16 protein-coding genes are annotated in these 17,161 nt (G+C 64.8%); 4 read left to right on the top strand and 12 right to left on the bottom strand.

Annotation, left to right across the window (positions count from 1 at the left end):
- Positions 1-209 precede the first annotated feature (209 nt).
- Entirely contained in the window at positions 210-2,345 is a 2,136-nt protein-coding gene (locus tag EC845_RS09095; RefSeq protein WP_123297351.1) for a carboxypeptidase-like regulatory domain-containing protein, read from the bottom strand.
- Positions 2,346-2,611: 266 nt separating this feature from the next.
- Here EC845_RS09095 and EC845_RS09090 point away from each other — a divergent pair, with 266 nt between their 5' ends.
- Positions 2,612-3,352, top strand: coding sequence for a cold shock and DUF1294 domain-containing protein (locus tag EC845_RS09090; RefSeq protein ID WP_233597991.1), 741 nt, complete (start codon positions 2,612-2,614; stop codon positions 3,350-3,352).
- Between the two features lie 144 nt (positions 3,353-3,496).
- Here EC845_RS09090 and EC845_RS09085 read toward each other — a convergent pair whose 3' ends face one another.
- On the bottom strand, positions 3,497-4,213 hold the full coding sequence (locus EC845_RS09085) for a nucleotidyltransferase family protein (RefSeq protein ID WP_123297345.1): 717 nt from the start codon (positions 4,211-4,213) through the stop codon (positions 3,497-3,499).
- Positions 4,214-4,393: 180 nt separating this feature from the next.
- Between EC845_RS09085 and EC845_RS09080 the strand changes: the two genes are divergently transcribed.
- The 3 genes from EC845_RS09080 to EC845_RS09070 all read left to right on the top strand — a co-directional run bounded on the left by EC845_RS09080 (position 4,394) and on the right by EC845_RS09070 (position 8,286).
- Positions 4,394-6,505 carry a transketolase gene (locus tag EC845_RS09080; RefSeq protein WP_123297342.1) on the top strand — a complete coding sequence of 704 codons (2,112 nt, stop codon included), beginning with the start codon at positions 4,394-4,396 and terminating at the stop codon, positions 6,503-6,505.
- 94 nt (positions 6,506-6,599) lie between these two features.
- On the top strand, positions 6,600-7,604 hold the full coding sequence (gap, locus tag EC845_RS09075; protein WP_123297339.1) for a type I glyceraldehyde-3-phosphate dehydrogenase: 1,005 nt from the start codon (positions 6,600-6,602) through the stop codon (positions 7,602-7,604).
- A 169-nt stretch (positions 7,605-7,773) separates the two neighbouring features.
- On the top strand, positions 7,774-8,286 hold the full coding sequence (locus tag EC845_RS09070) for a MarR family winged helix-turn-helix transcriptional regulator (protein WP_123298030.1): 513 nt from the start codon (positions 7,774-7,776) through the stop codon (positions 8,284-8,286).
- A gap of 18 nt (positions 8,287-8,304) precedes the next feature.
- On the opposite strand, the gene EC845_RS09065 is transcribed toward EC845_RS09070, so the two are convergent.
- The 10 genes from EC845_RS09065 to urtA all read right to left on the bottom strand — a co-directional run bounded on the left by EC845_RS09065 (position 8,305) and on the right by urtA (position 17,146).
- Entirely contained in the window at positions 8,305-8,670 is a 366-nt protein-coding gene (locus EC845_RS09065) for a hypothetical protein (RefSeq protein WP_123297336.1), read from the bottom strand.
- 107 nt (positions 8,671-8,777) lie between these two features.
- Positions 8,778-9,254: a peptidylprolyl isomerase gene (locus EC845_RS09060; RefSeq protein WP_123297333.1), complete on the bottom strand. Its 477-nt coding sequence runs from the start codon at positions 9,252-9,254 to the stop codon at positions 8,778-8,780.
- 129 nt (positions 9,255-9,383) lie between these two features.
- Positions 9,384-9,743: a zinc ribbon domain-containing protein gene (locus EC845_RS09055; protein ID WP_123297330.1), complete on the bottom strand. Its 360-nt coding sequence runs from the start codon at positions 9,741-9,743 to the stop codon at positions 9,384-9,386.
- Between the two features lie 25 nt (positions 9,744-9,768).
- Entirely contained in the window at positions 9,769-10,998 is a 1,230-nt protein-coding gene (fmdA, locus tag EC845_RS09050; protein ID WP_123297327.1) for a formamidase, read from the bottom strand.
- Positions 10,999-11,047: 49 nt separating this feature from the next.
- Complete coding sequence (locus EC845_RS09045) at positions 11,048-12,079, bottom strand: aliphatic amidase (protein ID WP_123297323.1); 1,032 nt, start codon at positions 12,077-12,079, stop codon at positions 11,048-11,050.
- A gap of 42 nt (positions 12,080-12,121) precedes the next feature.
- Positions 12,122-12,811 carry an urea ABC transporter ATP-binding subunit UrtE gene (gene urtE / locus EC845_RS09040; protein ID WP_123297319.1) on the bottom strand — a complete coding sequence of 230 codons (690 nt, stop codon included), beginning with the start codon at positions 12,809-12,811 and terminating at the stop codon, positions 12,122-12,124.
- Positions 12,812-12,836: 25 nt separating this feature from the next.
- Positions 12,837-13,580 carry an urea ABC transporter ATP-binding protein UrtD gene (urtD, locus tag EC845_RS09035; RefSeq protein ID WP_123297316.1) on the bottom strand — a complete coding sequence of 248 codons (744 nt, stop codon included), beginning with the start codon at positions 13,578-13,580 and terminating at the stop codon, positions 12,837-12,839.
- A gap of 25 nt (positions 13,581-13,605) precedes the next feature.
- A complete protein-coding gene (gene urtC, locus EC845_RS09030) occupies positions 13,606-14,814 on the bottom strand; it encodes an urea ABC transporter permease subunit UrtC (protein WP_123297313.1) in 1,209 nt (402 codons plus the stop codon).
- A gap of 52 nt (positions 14,815-14,866) precedes the next feature.
- Complete coding sequence (gene urtB / locus EC845_RS09025) at positions 14,867-15,781, bottom strand: urea ABC transporter permease subunit UrtB (protein ID WP_123297310.1); 915 nt, start codon at positions 15,779-15,781, stop codon at positions 14,867-14,869.
- A 105-nt stretch (positions 15,782-15,886) separates the two neighbouring features.
- Positions 15,887-17,146 (bottom strand): urea ABC transporter substrate-binding protein, encoded by a 1,260-nt coding sequence (urtA, locus tag EC845_RS09020; protein ID WP_123297307.1) that lies wholly within the window; start codon positions 17,144-17,146, stop codon positions 15,887-15,889.
- Positions 17,147-17,161 lie beyond the last annotated feature (15 nt).

The raw sequence follows: 17,161 nt of genomic DNA, 5'->3' as shown, positions 1-17,161 counted from the left end.
CTCGCTCCGCGCCGACTTCAAGAGTGCGAGGATGCCGAGTCCATTGTTAGCCCCACCCAGGGCTTCCGAATAACCGCCAAGCCCGTCAGCGTAACGTATATCCAGCTGAACACCGTCGTTGTGCCCAGCATGGTCAAGAACCGAGCGCCCGCTAGACAATTGAGCGATATGCAGCGAGGAAATATCGTCAAAGCGAAAAGCGTTGGCTGTCAGCCACTGAATGGTTGAATCGGTAGCCCACGAGTCCCCCCCCTATTGGCAGCCCCGGAGTGGCTTCCGTAGCGGCGAAAAACGTCCAGATAATCCCCTGCCAAGAACAGCGGTATAAAGTTCGAGGCTCCCCCGTTGAAAATCACCGGCTCGTCATCTTCCGGTATCGACGTCAACTTTTTTCCTTCTCGTTCACCCGTCAGCTCCATGACCAGCTGAGCGGTCCCATTGAACCGCTCGATGCCAAAAACTGGAATTATCAAATCCTTAAAACGAAAGTGACCTTTGCCCACCAAGTACCCTTTGTCGAGCACATCGACATCACTCATGTGAAGGATGTCGCCGCGTAATAAGCCGATCCGGGCTTTTTTCAACTGCGTGTCAGCCGGTTCGAACTTCATATCAACCGGCATACCCCAATCGGTCACGGCACACATGAGCGGCACGCTGAGGTACGGGCCACCCTTTTTTTGGGAATTGAGAGGACGATTGGTATGAAAACCCTTGACGTTGGGCGATTTCATGTTGGCAACGGTGACTCGCAGCATGTCGTCGCACTGAGGTGCGATACGTAAGATCACTGCTGTGGGCAGCATTCCATCTCCGACATTGCGCGCATTCAGCAAGCCAGAGACCTTCGAGTCAGCGGATCGCGTCAGCCCGGAAACATCGATGCAGTAGGTTTTTCTGACTGTACCTGGATGTGCATGAGTAACATTCACACGCCCGGAATTTGAAATTTCTTTTAGCAATCCGGTCAGTTTATAGGACCACGTATCGTTAAACGTACTTTTAACAGTTGTATATTCCGGAAATTCAGCAGTGGTCACACTCACTCTGACGCCAGCTCGCTGGGTCCCTTTTGGAAGTACGAATGCCACCTCACAGGGGATATCTTGTTCTTCAGCGCCTGCAGCCACCCTGAAAATGACTCCATCTTTATCCGGCGAACTGCAGCTTGGCGCGACCGACCCCTCACCGGCCTCGGCATTCGATACCGATAACGGCTTGAGGCGGTCAGCATTCACCGGCGCAGGATAAATATTGCCAACTGGCTGCAGGACCAAGGACACCTCTTCATGTCGAGAACCCGGCCGCACAGACAGCGTCGTCATCCAGGCATCCGGTAAAAAAGGATCGAGCAACACCACAAAATACATGCCTTGAATGACATGGGGAAACGAAAATTCGCCTCTCGCATCAATGGTGGCGACCCGTCGGGTGCCATTGTTTCCCAGGCCGCGAAGGGCGACTTCCCGCCCCAGCAATTGGGTTTGTACGCGGCCTTGGCCATCGACGACCTGACCACTGACCGACGCCACCGGTTTGTGAGCCAGAAGGGTGTACACATGATTGAAATCGGCATCCTCGCCGGACATACCGATGGAAAAAATGAACTCGGCGGAGGGCAGCCTGGCGACCAATGTCTCGACCGACTCTGCAGATAGAGTCAAGGCGTTGGCCATCGGGTCGTAAGACCACAGGTCCGCCAGGTCGTATAGCCTCTTGTCGTCTTGGTCATAGGCCGTGGCACCGGATGCCCTCGGATCCAGCGGCGGCGAGCCTTCGATCGAAAATGACAACTCGCCGCCCAGCAGGGCATTACCGGAACCAAGGCCCTTCACACGAAGAGGGGGTGAGGGGTGCGGGAAATTGCCGAATTCGTCCACCTCTGACTCATGGCTGATAGTCGTTGGCCGCAATGACCTGATCCGCACCGGCATGTCCACCGTTCGATCGGCCAGATCCACCCGCAGCGTGACGCGTGTGTCGTAGCCCGGATCGCCGGGCGTGATGAATCGGATGCCGCCGTCCCAGAGACGCAGATCGCGTGCGGTGCCCTCGACCACCGACACGGCGTCGCCGGACAGGTCGGACGGGAAACCCAGATCCGAAAGGTCTCGCCTCGCCACATCGGCATACTCGACCTCCACCTCGTCGAGCAATGTGTAGGGTTTGAGTGGACTGGCCGGCGGCAGCTCCCGTGCGGTGAGTTCAGGCTCGGGATTTCCATTCTCCGTCGCAACCTCTGCCGTGCTCGCCGCACCGTGGTTGCCACCATCGCCCAGGCAGGCACCGAGAAACAGACTGGCCATCAACGCCAACCAGCAGACACGCGACGTCTTCTTGAACATGAAGCCCGATCTCCGACAAACAAACGACCGACAGACACGGCAACACAAGCCCGCTGTCGGTCGGCCGGAGAGCGTTGGGGGATCTCATGGCGAAGATGACTGAAGAGCCATCCGGCCGATGAGATCGTCCAATCTGGCGGGACGAGCGACCTCGCCTGCCGACCGCTGCCAATGGTTGAGAATCTCTGACACTTGGAAACCCAATCCCCACCGCGGCCGGCCCTGCTCGCGCTGCCGGCGAACGTCCACGTCCACTCTGCGAATCGATGCGCCCACCCTTGCGCCACCACGGCAAACTCATCTCCTGGAACGACGACAGGGGTTTCGGTTTCATCCGGCCTGCACAAGGCGGCACGGATGTGTTTGTGCATATCCAGGACATGGACACGATCGGCGGCGAACGGCCGTCGGCGGGCCAGGCGGTGTCGTACGAGATGGCCAGCGGTGTTCGCGGAAAGCCCCGCGCTGCGCGGGTGGCGGTGGCTGGCTCTCGGAATCCGGCATCCCGGGCCGGGGCACGGGCCGCACCGGCGCAACCGGTCAGAACCGGCCAGCGTGCCCGGCAGCGCCGAGGTCCCGGTGTGGGACCCCGTCCAGCCGGCGGGCTGCCGGGCCTGACCGTCATCCCCTTGTTCATGGGCCTGTATCTGGCGGTCACGCTGATGTGGCCGGTGCCGCGTGCGGTGCTGCTGCTGTACCTGGCCGCCAGCGCCCTGTGTTTCCTGGCCTATGCCCACGACAAGCGGGCCGCGCGCCGCGGTGCCTGGCGCACCCCCGAAAAGACCTTGTTGATGCTCGGCCTGGCGGGCGGCTGGCCCGGCGGTCTGCTGGCGCAGCACTACCTGCGGCACAAATCGGCCAAGGCCTCGTTCCAGGTGGCCTTCTGGCTCACGATGCTGCTGAACACGGCGGCGTTCGTGGCACTGGCCTCACCCTGGGGCGAACCGCTCACGCGTTGGGTGTGGCCGCTGCTGCATGGCGCGCTGCCCGCTGCGCTGGGCGGCTGAAGGCTGCTGTTTCGCGGCAGCGGTGCGCGGACGGATCCGCCCGAACGCTGCAGGCGGCCCTCGATCCGTACTGATCTTTACCGACTTTGGCCGACTTTGATTGACCCTTGCCGACTCGGGCCGATCGATGCGGCCTGCCGGTGCTCATCGGTTGAGTTCGGCCAGGCGCTCGGGCGTGCCGACGTCCGTCCAGCGGCCGCTGTAAAGCTGCGCGCTGACGCGGCCGGCATCCATGGCCAGCCGCAGCAAGGGGGCCAGCGCGGCCTTGGCGCCGTCCGGATTGCCGGGTGCCAGTTCGAACCAGGGTTCGTCGAACAGCTCGCGGCGATAGAGGCCGATGGTGCTGAAGGTGTAGCCCGTCTCGCCCTCGGCGGGCCGGCTGGTGGCCAGGCCCTGCGCGGTGAGGCCGAAATCGCCCCGCGGGTTGTGCGGCGGGTTGGGCACCAGCCAGACATGGGCCAGGTGCTCGCTGTCGGCAAAGCGCGCCAAGGCCTGGGCATCGAACACAAAATCCGGGACAAAGACATCGCCTGCGGCCACCCAGAACACCGCGTCCAGCCAGGGCAAGGCCCGGCTGATGCCGCCTGCCGTCTCGAGTGCGGAAAAGCCCGCACCCGGCGGCTGTTCGTGGGAATAGCGGACGGTGAGCGGCCCATGCGCCGTCGGGGTTTCGGCCCCGAAGCGCGCCTCGATCTGCTCGCCGAGCCAGGCGGTGTTGATCACCACGCGGCGGATACCGCCCGCAGCCATCTGCGCCAGGCTCCAGCCCAGCAAGGGCTGCCCCTGCACGGCCAGCAGCGGCTTGGGGGTCTGGTCGGTCAGCGGCCGCATGCGTTCGCCGCGGCCGGCGGCCAGCAGCATGGCCTGGCCTGCGTAGGGGGGGATTGCGCTATCCAAAACAGGAAACTCCAAAACGCTCGGGACTGCGCATTATCGCCAAGCCGCCCGACCTGGCCCCGGCGCCGATGGGGACAGGGCTCGCGCAGTAGAATCGAAGGATTTCGTGCCTTCCTAGCCCTCATTTCCCGGAGCCCCGCCCACATGGCAAACACCGCATTGATGGCCAACGCGATTCGCGCGCTGGCAATGGACGCCGTTCAACAAGCCAACTCCGGTCACCCCGGCGCCCCCATGGGCATGGCCGACATGGCGGTCGCCCTCTGGGGCCGCCATCTGCGCCACAACCCCGTCAATCCGCACTGGGCCGACCGCGACCGTTTCATCCTCTCCAACGGCCACGGCTCGATGCTGATCTACTCGCTGCTGCACCTCAGCGGCTATGACCTGCCGATCGACGAGCTCAAGAACTTCCGCCAACTGCACAGCAAGACCCCGGGCCACCCCGAAGTCGGCTATACGCCGGGCGTGGAAACCACCACCGGCCCGCTGGGCCAGGGCATCACCAATGCGGTGGGCTTCGCGCTGGCCGAAAAGCTGCTGGCTGCCGAGTTCAATCGCGAAGGCCATGCCATCGTCGACCACCACACCTACACCTTCCTGGGCGACGGCTGCCTGATGGAAGGCATCAGCCATGAAGCCGCAGCCCTGGCCGGTGCCTGGAAGCTGGGCAAGCTGGTCGCGCTCTACGACGACAACGGCATCTCCATCGACGGCAAGGTCGCCCCCTGGTTCATCGACAACACGCCCGAACGCTTCAAGGCCTACGGCTGGCAGGTCATCGGCCCGATCGACGGCCACGATGTCGACGCCGTCGACGCCGCCATCGCCAAGGCCAAGGCCGAAGCGGTCAAGCCCACGCTGATCGTCTGCAAGACCCACATCGGCAAGGGCAGCCCCAACCGCCAGGACACGGCCAAGGCCCACGGCGAACCGCTGGGCGCCGCCGAGATCGAACTCACCCGCGCTGCGCTGGGCTGGACTTACGGCCCGTTCGAGATCCCCGCCGAAGCCTATGCCGACTGGGATGCCAAGGCCCAGGGCGCCGAACGCGAAGCCGAGTGGAATGCGCGTTTCGACGCCTACAAGACCGCCTACCCCGAACTGGCCGGGGAGTTCCTGCGCCGCATGGCCGGCGAGCTGCCCAAGGGTTTTGCGCAAGTCGCCGTCGACACCATCGTCGCCGCCCACACCAAGGCTGAAACCGTCGCCAGCCGCAAGGCCAGCCAGCTCGCGCTCGAGGCCTTCACCGCCGCGCTGCCCGAACTGCTGGGCGGCTCGGCCGACCTGACCGGCTCCAACCTGACCAACACCAAGTCCACGCCGGCCCTGCGCTTCGACGATGTGACCGGTGCCGTGGTGCTCGAAGCGCCCAAGGCCGCTGCCGGCGGCGCCGAGGACGAAGCCAAGCCCGCCAGCGACGCCAATGCCGCGCCCGCCACGCATGGCCAGATCGGCCGCCATATCAACTACGGCGTGCGCGAGTTCGGCATGGCCGCCATCATGAACGGCATTGCCCTGCACGGCGGCTACATCCCCTACGGCGGCACCTTCCTGACCTTCAGCGACTACAGCCGCAACGCCATCCGCATGGCCGCACTGATGAAGCAGCGTGTCATCCACGTCTTCACGCACGACTCCATCGGCCTGGGCGAAGACGGCCCGACCCACCAGTCGGTCGAGCATGCCGCCAGCCTGCGCCTGATCCCCAACCTCGACGTCTGGCGTCCGGGCGACACGGCCGAAACCGCCGTGGCCTGGGCCGTGGCGCTCGAGAACAAGAACCGTCCCAGCGCCCTGCTGCTGTCGCGCCAGGGCATCAGCTACGCGCCCAAGCGCGATGTCGGCGACATCAGCCGCGGCGCCTATGTGCTTTCGGAACCCGCCGACCTGGGTATCCGCAAGAAGGCCCAGGCCGTGATCCTGGCGACCGGCAGCGAAGTGCCGCTGGCGCTCAAGGCCCAGGAACTGCTGGCCAAGGAATTCAAGATCGCCGTGCGTGTGGTCTCGGTCCCCAGCACCACGGTGTTCGACCGCCAGACCGTCGCCTACAAGAACGACGTCCTGCCCCAGGGCCTGCCGCGTGTCGCGGTCGAGATGGGCTCCACCGACGGCTGGTGGAAGTACGGCGTCTCGGCCGTGGTGGGCCTCGATCGCTACGGTGAATCGGCCCCGGCCGGTGACCTTTTCAAATACTTCGGATTCACCCCCGAAAATGTCGCGGACACCGTGCGCAAGGTACTTGCCAACCGCTGACCGCCCTTGACCAGACGCCGTCGCAGCTCACGCTGGACGGCGTTTTGACCAACAGGGCCGCAACCCGTTTTTCAACATCACAGGAGCAAACCTCATGGCTATCAAGATCGGTATCAACGGCTTCGGCCGCATCGGCCGCAACGTGCTGCGTTCGGCAGTGCAGAATTTCGGTGACGACATCGAAATCGTTGGCATCAACGACCTGCTGGAGCCCGACTACCTGGCCTACATGCTGCAGTACGACAGCGTCCATGGCCGTTTCGAAGGCGAAGTCAGCGTCGATGGCAACACCCTCATCGTCAACGGCAAAAAGATCCGCCTGACGCAAGAGCGCGACCCCTCCAACCTGAAGTGGGACGAAGTCGGCGCCGAAGTGGTGGTGGAATCCACCGGCCTGTTCCTGGACAAGGCCTCGGCCGGCAAGCATCTGGCCGCAGGCGCCAAGAAGGTCGTGATCTCGGCCCCCAGCAAGGACGACACCCCGATGTTCGTCTACGGCGTCAACCACGCCACCTACGCCGGCCAGGACATCGTGTCCAACGCATCGTGCACCACCAACTGCCTGGCCCCCATCGCCAAGGTGCTGAACGACAAGTGGGGCATCAAGCGCGGCCTGATGACGACGGTGCACGCAGCCACCGCCACGCAGAAGACCGTGGACGGCCCGTCCAACAAGGACTGGCGCGGCGGCCGCGGCATCCTCGAGAACATCATCCCCAGCAGCACGGGCGCCGCCAAGGCCGTGGGCGTGGTGATTCCCGAGCTCAACAAGAAGCTCACGGGCATGGCCTTCCGCGTGCCGACGTCCGACGTGTCCGTGGTCGACCTCACCGTCGAACTCAACACGGAAGCCAGCTACGAAGAGATCAAGGCCGAAATGAAGGCCCAGTCCGAAGGCGCGCTCAAAGGCATCCTGGGCTACACCGAAGACAAGGTCGTGGCCACCGACTTCCGTGGCGACACCCGCACCTCCATCTTCGACGCCGACGCCGGCATCGCCCTCGACAAGACCTTCGTCAAGGTCGTGTCCTGGTACGACAACGAATGGGGCTATTCCAACAAGGTTCTGGAACTGGCCCGCGTGGTCGCTGCCAAGTAAGCCACGCTTGCATCCGCCCAGGCCGCGCTCGGATGGCGCGGCTTGTGCACCGCACCTCGAAACGCGCCCCCGGGCGCGTTTTTTCATGCCCGGCCGCAAGGAGCCGCACAACCTGCCGCCCCATTCGGTCGCCTGCAAGCCGATCGATGGCCCGGCCTACAATCCAGTCATGGCCACCCCATCCAACGCCCCGCCCGATTCAGGCCCCCATGCCGCCAAGCCCGCCACGCCCGCCGAGCCGCCGGTCCATGGCGGGCCGAGCGGTCTCGACGGACAGCTGTGTTTTGCGCTCTATTCGGCCAATCTGGCCATGAACAAGCTCTACCGCCAGTTGCTCGACGGACTCCATCTCACGTATCCCCAGTATCTGGTCATGCTGGTGCTGTGGGAAGGCGACGGTCTGACGGTTTCGGAGCTGGGCGACCGGCTCTACCTGGATTCGGCAACGCTCACGCCGCTGCTCAAGCGGCTGCAGGCCTCGGGCCTGGTGACCCGGACCCGCAGCACCCAGGACGAACGTCAGGTGCTCATCCGCCTCACGCCGGAAGGCCAGGCGCTGCAGGCCCGGGCCCGGGCGGTGCCCGAAGGCGTGTTCTGCGCGGCCGACTGCTCGCTCGAGGAACTGCAGGCGATCACGGGCCGGCTGGAGTCGCTGCGCGCCAGCCTCATCCGCCATCTTTGACGGGGTCCGCGCCGCAGCTCACTCGTCCTGGGAACAGCTGCGGATCTCGTCTTCGTGCAGCGTGGGCCAATCCAGCACCTCGGCCAGGCGGTGCACCACCCAGCAGGCTTCCTTGCTGTCGATGCCGGATTCCCCCGAAAGCAGCCCCTTCAGAATGCGCCGAAGAATGTCGATGCCGGTGGAGGGCGACGAGTCGGGTACGGCATCGAGCATCGACTGCGCCGGACCGGCCAGATGCTGGGCCAGGTCTTCGCAGACCTCGTAGCGCAAGCGCAACTGGGCCAGGGGCACCAGCAGGCGTTGTTGCGCGTCGCTGTAGAGCGCCACGAAGGACGGTGGGATCTCGATCTGGTATTCGGCGTAATCGCCGCTGGTCTGGGACATGGCTGGCCTCGTTCACTCCCCTGTCAACAGGTTCCTGGAAGCCACTTTAACGGCAGCCGGTTTCCTGTTCAATGCCCGAGCGCAACACGGGCTCTTCGGGGCACGTGTCAATGGTGATGGCCGTGTTCGCCGTGCACGTGGCGGTGGGCGATTTCCTCGGCCTTGGCCGGGCGCACCGAGACCACCGTGAGCGCCATCTTCAAGGCCTTGCCGGCCAGCGGATGGTTGCCGTCCAGCATCACGTCCTGGCCCTTGATCTTGAGCACGTTGAAGACGTGTTCCTGGCCGTCGTCGGTGTGGCCCCGCAGTTGGCCACCGACCTTCACGCCGGGGGGGAACTCGCTCTTGGGGATGGTGCGAACCAGCGATTCGTCGCGCGGACCGAAGGCTTCGTCGACCGACAGGTTCACCGTGGTCTTGAAGCCGGCGTCCTGGCCTTCGAGAGCGGCTTCGACTTTCGGGAAGATGTTGTCGTATCCGCCATGCAGATAGGCGATGGGCGTCTGGCTGGACTCGAGGGTGCGGCCTTGCTCGTCGGTGAGCTGATAGCGGATGGTGACGGCGGTGTCTTTGGTGATGGTCATGGTCGGTCGGCTGAAAGGCGGGGCAACGAGCCCTCGCCTGGGCTGAAAACAATCACCGCAGTGTAAACGCCGCCCGCCCGCCTTGCAGCCGGAGCCGGCACGCCCCCGGGCCGAATGGGCCCAACGAGGCTAATGGCTGATCATCCAGGGGCGCTTGCCGGGAAAGGCCTTGGCACCGTCGGGAGCCGTCACGGTGGCCGTCCGTTTGCCGCCGCCGCTGCAGCATCCGCAGCCCGAAGGATGCTTGTATCCGCTGTAGCGCCCCTCGGCCAGATCGCGGCTGTGGCGCGGCGCATGGCGCGCGGTCTCGTTGACCTCGTGCGCCCGGCGCACGCTGCCGGGCACGCTGGCCAGGTGCGGCGCGGACACCATCACGCGGGGCGACGGTGCCTGGCAGCCCGGGCACTCGGCAGCCTCGTTGCGCAGGGCCACGCTGCGCCGGGCATCGAAGCCCCCGCACCGGGGGCAGTCGTATTCGTAAGTGGGCATATGGGGCTCCGATGCTGTCAGGCGATCACTTGTCGGGGGCGACCGGCATGTCGATGCTGCCGTCGAGCATCTTGACCGGCCCCGCCGCATTGGGGTTGATGTCGAAATCGAAGATCTCGGTCGGCAGCCACAGCGTGGCGCATGCATTCGGCACATCGACCACACCGCTGATGTGGCCCTGGACGGGCGCGGTGCCCAGGATGGAATAGGCCTGCGCACCGCTGTAGCCGAACTTCTTGAGGTACTCGATGGCATTGAGGCAGGCCTGGCGGTAGGCCACCGTCACGTCGAGGTAATGCTGCTTGCCGGACTCGTCCACGGATATGCCTTCGAAAATCAGGTAATCCTTGTAGTTGGGCACGATGGGGCTGGGCTTGAAGATGGGGTTCTTGATGCCGTACTTGGTCATGCCGCCCTTGATGAGCTGGACCTTCATGTGGACCCAGCCCGCCATCTCGATCGCGCCGCAGAAGGTGATCTCGCCGTCGCCCTGGCTGAAGTGCAGATCGCCCACCGACAGGCCGGCGCCGTTCACGTAGACCGGAAAATAGACCCGGGAACCGCGCGAGAGATCCTTGATGTCGCAGTTGCCGCCATGTTCGCGCGGCGGCACGGTGCGTGCCCCTTCGGCGGCGGCGCGCTCGCGCAGTTCGCCCTGCAGTTGCCCCATGTGGGCCGTGGCCGCATGGGGCGGGTTCGCCAGGCCGGGTACACGCTGCGGATCGGTGGCGATGAGCTCGGCTTCGCGGGTGTTCCAGGCCTCGAGCATCTTGGCGTCGGGCAGACAGCCGATGAGCCCGGGGTGGATCAGGCCGGCGAAGTTCACGCCGGGGATGTGACGGCTGCTGGTGAACATGCCATGGAAGTCCCAGATCGACTTCTGTGCCAGCGGGTAGTGCTCGGTGAGGAAACCGCCCCCGTTCTTCTTCGAGAAAAAGCCGTTGAAGCCCCACAGGCTGTCGTCGCGGGCCCCGATGTCGAGCAGATCCACGACCAGCAGGTCGCCGGGCTCGGCTCCGCGCACGCCCACCGGACCGGACAGGAAATGCACCGTCGACAGGTCCACGTCGCGCACGTCTTCGGCGCTGTCGTTGTTCTGGATGGCGCCGCCCGTCCAGTCATAGGTCTCGAGCTTGAACTCGTCGCCGGGCTCGACCCAGACGGCCATGGGAATGTCGGGATGCCAGCGGTTGTGGACCTGCGCGTTCTCGTAGGGGGATTGCTTGAGGTCGACCTTGATCAGGGTATCTGCCATGGAAGGCTCCAAAGTTAGACAAACGGATGGAAAAGGGATCGCGCGCCGTTCAGGCCGCGGGCGTGTGGGGGATGCCCTCGATCGGGCACTCGGGCGTACCGATGCAGGGCCGCGTCAGGGCTTCGACCTCTGCACGGGTGCCTTGCGGATCGTTCACCCAACGGCGGTAGAAGTCGTAGGGACAGTCGGCCAGGCCCTGGTCGCCGTCGTGCGAATTCAGCACGCCCGTGTAGCCGCGGTGCAGCAGCTTGAAGAGATGGTTCTCGGACTGGCCGTTGCGCCGGAAATCGCGGATCAGGCTCTTGGAGAGCGCGGCGTACTGCACGCCGTTCTCTTCCTCGCCGCATTCACCCAGCGTGCGGCCATCGAAACCGATGAGCGCGCTGTGCCCGAAATAGCTGTAGACGCCGTCGAAGCCGGCCGCGTTGGCCACCGCCACGTAGGTGTTGTTGGCGAAGGCCATGGCCTTGCTGATGAGGATCTGCTGCTCTTTGGCCGGGTACATGTAGCCCTGGCAGCGAACGATGAGTTCGGCGCCCTTCATGGCGCAGTCGCGCCAGATCTCGGGATAGTTGCCGTCGTCGCAGACGATCAGGCTGATCTTCAGTCCCTTCGGCCCGTCGGACACGTAGGTGCGGTCGCCCGGATACCAGCCCTCGATGGGTGTCCAGGGCATGATCTTGCGGTACTTCTGCACGATCTCGCCCTGGTCGTTCATCAGGATGAGCGTGTTGTAGGGCGCCTTGTCGGGATGGGCCTCGTGACGCTCGCCCGTAAGCGAAAAGACGCCCCACACCTTGGCTAATCGGCAGGCCTGGGCAAAGACCTCGGTCTCGGCACCGGGTACCGTGGTGGCCGTGTCGTACATCTCCTGCGTGTCGTACATGATGCCGTGGGTGCTGTACTCGGGAAAGATCGCCAGGTCCATGCCCGGCAGGCCTTTCTTCAGGCCGACCAGCATGTCCGCGATGCGCCTGGCGTTGGCCAGCACTTCGGCACGGCTGTGCAGGCGGGGCATCTTGTAGTTCACGACCGCGACACCGACGGTGTCGGCACTGCTCGAGATATCGCCGTGGATCATGTGGGCTCTCCTTGGGGACGGGGCAGGATGGTGTCCGGACGCTCAGACGGACAGATAGGACTTGATGAGCTGCTCGTTGGTCTCGCTGCGCCGGGTCTCGTGCACCAGGCGCCCGCCTTCGATGACCAGCAGCCGGTCGGCCACATCCATGGCGAAGGACAGGACCTGCTCGGACACGACGATGGTGATCCCGCGCAGCTTGCGGATCTCGTTGAGCGCGCGTGCGATGTCCTTGATGATGGAAGGCTGGATGCCCTCGGTCGGCTCGTCGAGCAGCAGCACCTTGGGGTCGGTCACCAGCGCGCGCGCAATGGCGAGCTGCTGCTGCTGGCCGCCCGAGAGATTGCCGCCGCGGCGCCCCCGCATGTCCCACAGCACCGGGAACAGCGCGTAGATCTCGTCGGGCACGACCTTTTCGCGGGCATTCTCGAGGCCGGTCTGGATGTTCTCCTCGACCGTCAGCGTGGGGAAGACCATGCGGCCCTGCGGCACGTAGGCGATGCCCTTGGCGACGCGGCGGAAACTCTCGTCGTGCGACACGTCCTGCCCTGCGACCTCGATGCGTCCGCTGCGGACCGGCAGGATGCCCATCAGGGCCTTGAACAGCGTGGTCTTGCCCATGCCGTTGCGGCCCATGATGGCCACGGTCTCGTTGGCGTGCCCATGCAGCGTGATGCCGTGCAGGGCCTCGCTCTGGCCGTAGGCGACGTGAAGATCGGTGACTTGAAGCATGGCGCGGGGTCCTTTGCGTAAGGGCTCAATGGCCGAGGTAGACATCGATCACGCGGGGATCGGCCTGGACCTGGTCCATCGGACCTTCGGCCAGGATCTTTCCCTGATGCATCACCGTCACCTTGTGCGCGATGCGCTTGACGAAAGCCATGTCGTGCTCGATCACGATGACGGCGCGGTTCCTGCAGATGCGTTGCAGGAGATCGGCGGTGAGCTCGCGTTCGCGCGGGCTCATGCCGGCGATGGGTTCGTCGAGCATCAGCAGTTCGGGCTCCTGCATGAGCAGCATGCCGATCTCCAGCCACTGCTTCTGGCCGTGACTGAGCAGGCCCGCCTCGCTCTCGAGCCGGTCGCCGAGGCCGATGTCCGCGGCCACTTCGCGCACCCGGTTCTGCACGGCTTCGGTGCAACGGAAGGCCAGCGCACCGAACACCGAACGGCCTTCGGGGTAGGAGACCTCGAGGTTGCGGAACACCGACAGGTTCTCGTAGATGGACGGCGTCTGGAACTTGCGGCCGATGCCCAGCCGCACCCGCTTGTGCTCGGCCATGGCGGTGAGCTCGATGTTCTTGAACTTGATGCTGCCACCGCTCGCCCGTGTCTTGCCGCAGATCAGGTCCAGCAGCGTGGTCTTGCCGGCGCCGTTCGGACCGATGATGACGCGCAGCTCGTTGCGGTCGACATAGAGGTTGAGGCTGTCGATGGCCTTGAAACCGTCGAAGGCGACCGACAGGTCTTCGACCGCCAGCGCAAAATCGGTGTTGCTCATGGATGGGCCTTGTGTGGAAGAGGTCTCAGACGCCCTGGCTGCCCACGGCAGGCGACAGCGGCGGGGATGCGGGCGCACGCTCGGCGGCCGCCGGTTCGGCAGCGGGCGGTGGCGGCAGATCCAGCGGCTCGCCCGAGGGTGGGGCAACAGGCACGCCACGGCGGCGCAGCAGCGGGGCGATGCGGTCCTGCCACAGGCCGGCCAGGCCCATCGGGAAAGCCATCGTGACGCCGATGAAGAGCGCCGCCATCAGGAACAGCCACAGGTCGGGGAAACTCTCGGAGAAGAAGGTCTTGCCCGCATTGACCAGCAAGGTGCCGTAGACCGCGCCGACGAGGCTCATGCGCCCGCCCACGGCCGCATAGATCACCATCTCGATCGAGGGCACGATGCCCACGAAACTCGGCGACATGAAACCCACCTGGAGCGTGAACAGCGCCCCGCCGACGCCCGACAGCGCCGCGGCCAGGCAGAAGGTGAAGACCTTGAAGTTCGCCACGTCGTAGCCGGAAAAGCGAACCCGGTCCTCCTTGTCGCGCATGGCCAGCAGCAGCGTGCCGAACTTGCCGGTCTGGACCCAGCGGCACAGCACGATGGACAGCATCAGCAGCGCCACGCAGGTGTAGTACAGGATGTACTTGGCGCTGTCGGTGCGGGTGTCCCAGCCCAGCAGCGTCTTGAGGTCGGTCATGCCGTTGACGCCGCCGGTATAACCCTGCTGCCCGATGATGAGCACGGTCACGATCAGCGCGACCGCCTGCGTGATGATGGCGAAGTACACGCCGCCCACACGCCGCTTGAACATCGCGTAGCTGATCACCCATGCCAGCAGCGTCGGCACGACGATCACGGCGGCCAGCGTGAACGGCAGGCTCTTGAACGGCAGCCAGAAGGCGGGCAGCTCGGTGATCTGGTTCCAGTCCATGAAGTCGGGAATGCCCGGCGTGGACTGGATGCGGGTGCTCTCGGGATCGGAGGCTTCGAGCTTGAGAAACATCGCCATGGCGTAGCCGCCCAGTCCGAAGAAAACGCCCTGGCCCAGGCTGAGCACGCCGCCGTAGCCCCACACCATCACCAGTCCGACGGCCACGAAGGCGTAGCTGAGGTATTTGCCCACGAGATTGAGGCGGAAGATGTCCAGGCTCAGCGGCAGCACCACCGCCAGCAGCACGGCGAGCAGCAGCAGGCTGGCCGGCTGGTAGCGCTGGATCCAGGAAAGGCGGGGCGACGTCATGGAGGACTCCTGCGGGGAAAGGGGCAAAGGGGACACGACAGGCAGCCGGCGCTCAGCGGCGCACCTTGCTGGCGAACAGGCCCTGGGGGCGCACCATCAGGATCAGGACGATGAGGGACAGCGTGATCACCTTGGCCATCGAACCGGCCAGGAAGAACTCGGTGATGGACTGCGTCTGCGCGATGCCGAAGGCCGAGACCACCGTGCCCAGCAGGCTGGCCGCGCCGCCGAACGTGACCACCAGGAAAGCATCGACGATGTAGAGCGATCCGGAGGTCGGTCCGGTCGAGCCGATGGTGGTGAAAGCGGCGCCGGCCACGCCGGCAATGCCGCAGCCGATGGCAAAGGTCAAGCGATCGGTGCGGCGCGTGTCGATGCCGATGGCATTGGCCATCATCCGGTTGCTGACCGTGGCGCGCACCCGCAGGCCCCAGCGGCTCCTGTGCAGGGCGACGAGCACGCCGGCGGTCACCAGCGCCGTCAGCGCGAGCACGAACATGCCGTTGATCGGGATGTCCAGCCCTTCCGAAGGCGCCCACGAGCCCATCAGCCAATCCGGCAGGGTGGGACTGACTTCCTTGGGACCGATGAAGCTGCGGAAGGCCTGCTGGATGGCCAGGCTCACGCCCCAGGTCGCCAGCAGCGTGTCGAGCGGGCGCTTGTAGAGGTGGCGGATCAGCGCCCACTCCACCAGCCAGCCGGCCGCGAAGGCAAACAGAAAGGCGGCCACGATCGCCACCGGAAAATAGACATCCACGAGCCCCGGCGAGAGACTGGCGGCCAGTGTCGAGCCGAGGTAGACGGTGTAGGCGCCGATCGTCATGAACTCGCCATGCGCCATGTTGATCACGCCCATCTGGCCGAAGATGATCGCCAGGCCCAGGCCCATGAGCAGCAGCACGGCAAACAGGCTCAGGCCGGCGAAGCCCTGCATCAGGCCGATGTTGAAGAGATCGGAAACGGTCATGTCGCACCTCGGGGGCACACGGGAAGGACGGGCCCGGCGCGTCGTCGGGCCGGGCTGTGGCGTGAAAGACGGTGGCGGCGGCGCTCGGTGCCGCCGCCCTGCGTCTTACTGGTAGCCCTTGGGGAAGGGATCGGGCTTGATGAGCTCGGGCGACTCGGACACCACCTTGAAGGTGCCGTCGGGCAGTCCCTGCGCGATGCGCGATTTGCTCCAGAGGTGATGGTTGGCATCCACCCGCACATAACCCTCGGGTGCGGTCTTGAGCTCGATGCCGGGCGAGGCCGCGGTGACCTTGGCGACATCGAAGCTGCCGGCTTTCTCGACGGCGGCCTTCCACAGCCAGGGGCCCAGATAGCCGGCCTGCGTGACGTCGCCGATCACGGCGTTCGGACCATATTTGGCCTTGAAGGCCTCCACGAACTTCTTGTTGTTCTCGTTGTCGAGGCTCTGGAAGTACTTCATGGAAGAGTAGAAGCCGTTGAAGTTCTCGCCGCCCACGCCCGTCATCTCGTCTTCGGTCACCGAGAGGGTGACCAGCAGTTGTTTGTCGCCCGTGATGCCGGCGGCCTTGAGCGCCTTGTAGAACGCCACGTTGGAGCCGCCCACCACGGCCACGAACAGGCAATCGGGCTTCTGCAGCTTGATCTTGTTCATCAGCGAGCCGAAGTTGGTACTGCCCAGCGGGTAGTACTCCTCGCCCACCACCTTGCCCTTCTGGAAGGCTTCGATGTGCTTGCGCGCGATCTTCATCGAGGTGCGCGGCCAGATGTAGTCCGAACCGATCAGGAAAAAGGACTTGGCTTTCTTTTCCTTCTGCGCCCAGTCGAGGCTGTAGAGGATCTGCTGCGTGGCTTCCTGGCCGGTGTAGATGACGTTCTTGGACTGCTCCAGGCCTTCGTAGAAGGTGGGGTAGTAGAGCAGGCCGTTCTCTTTCTCGAAGACCGGCAGCACCGCCTTGCGCGAAGCCGAGGTCCAGCAGCCGAAGACGGCGGCGCAGTGGTCGCTGATGAGCAGCTTCTTGGCTTTTTCGGCGAATGTGGGCCAGTCGGACGCGCCGTCTTCCTTGATCACGCGGATCTTGCGGCCCAGCACGCCGCCCATGGCATTGATCTGGTCGATCGCCAGTTGCTCGGCCTGGATGGAGCCGGTTTCCGAGATCGCCATGGTGCCGGTCGACGAATGCAGCTGGCCGACCACGACTTCGCTGTCGGTGACCGCCAGCTTGGTGGTGTTGACGGCCGACGTCGGCTGGGCCTGCGACCAGGCCGGCAGTCCGGCCAGCGAGGCGGCGCCCATGGCCTGGAGCAGTCGGCGGCGGTTCGCGTCGTGCGGAAGCTGGAACGGGGCGTCATGGGTCTGCGACATAGAAACTCCTGGAAA

The organism is Comamonas sp. BIGb0124 (genome assembly GCF_003752175.1).
In the GTDB taxonomy this organism is placed as follows: Bacteria; Pseudomonadota; Gammaproteobacteria; order Burkholderiales; family Burkholderiaceae_C; genus Comamonas_F.
Note: the sequence above shows the minus strand (reverse complement) of the source record. Positions and strands in the feature narration are given on the sequence as shown.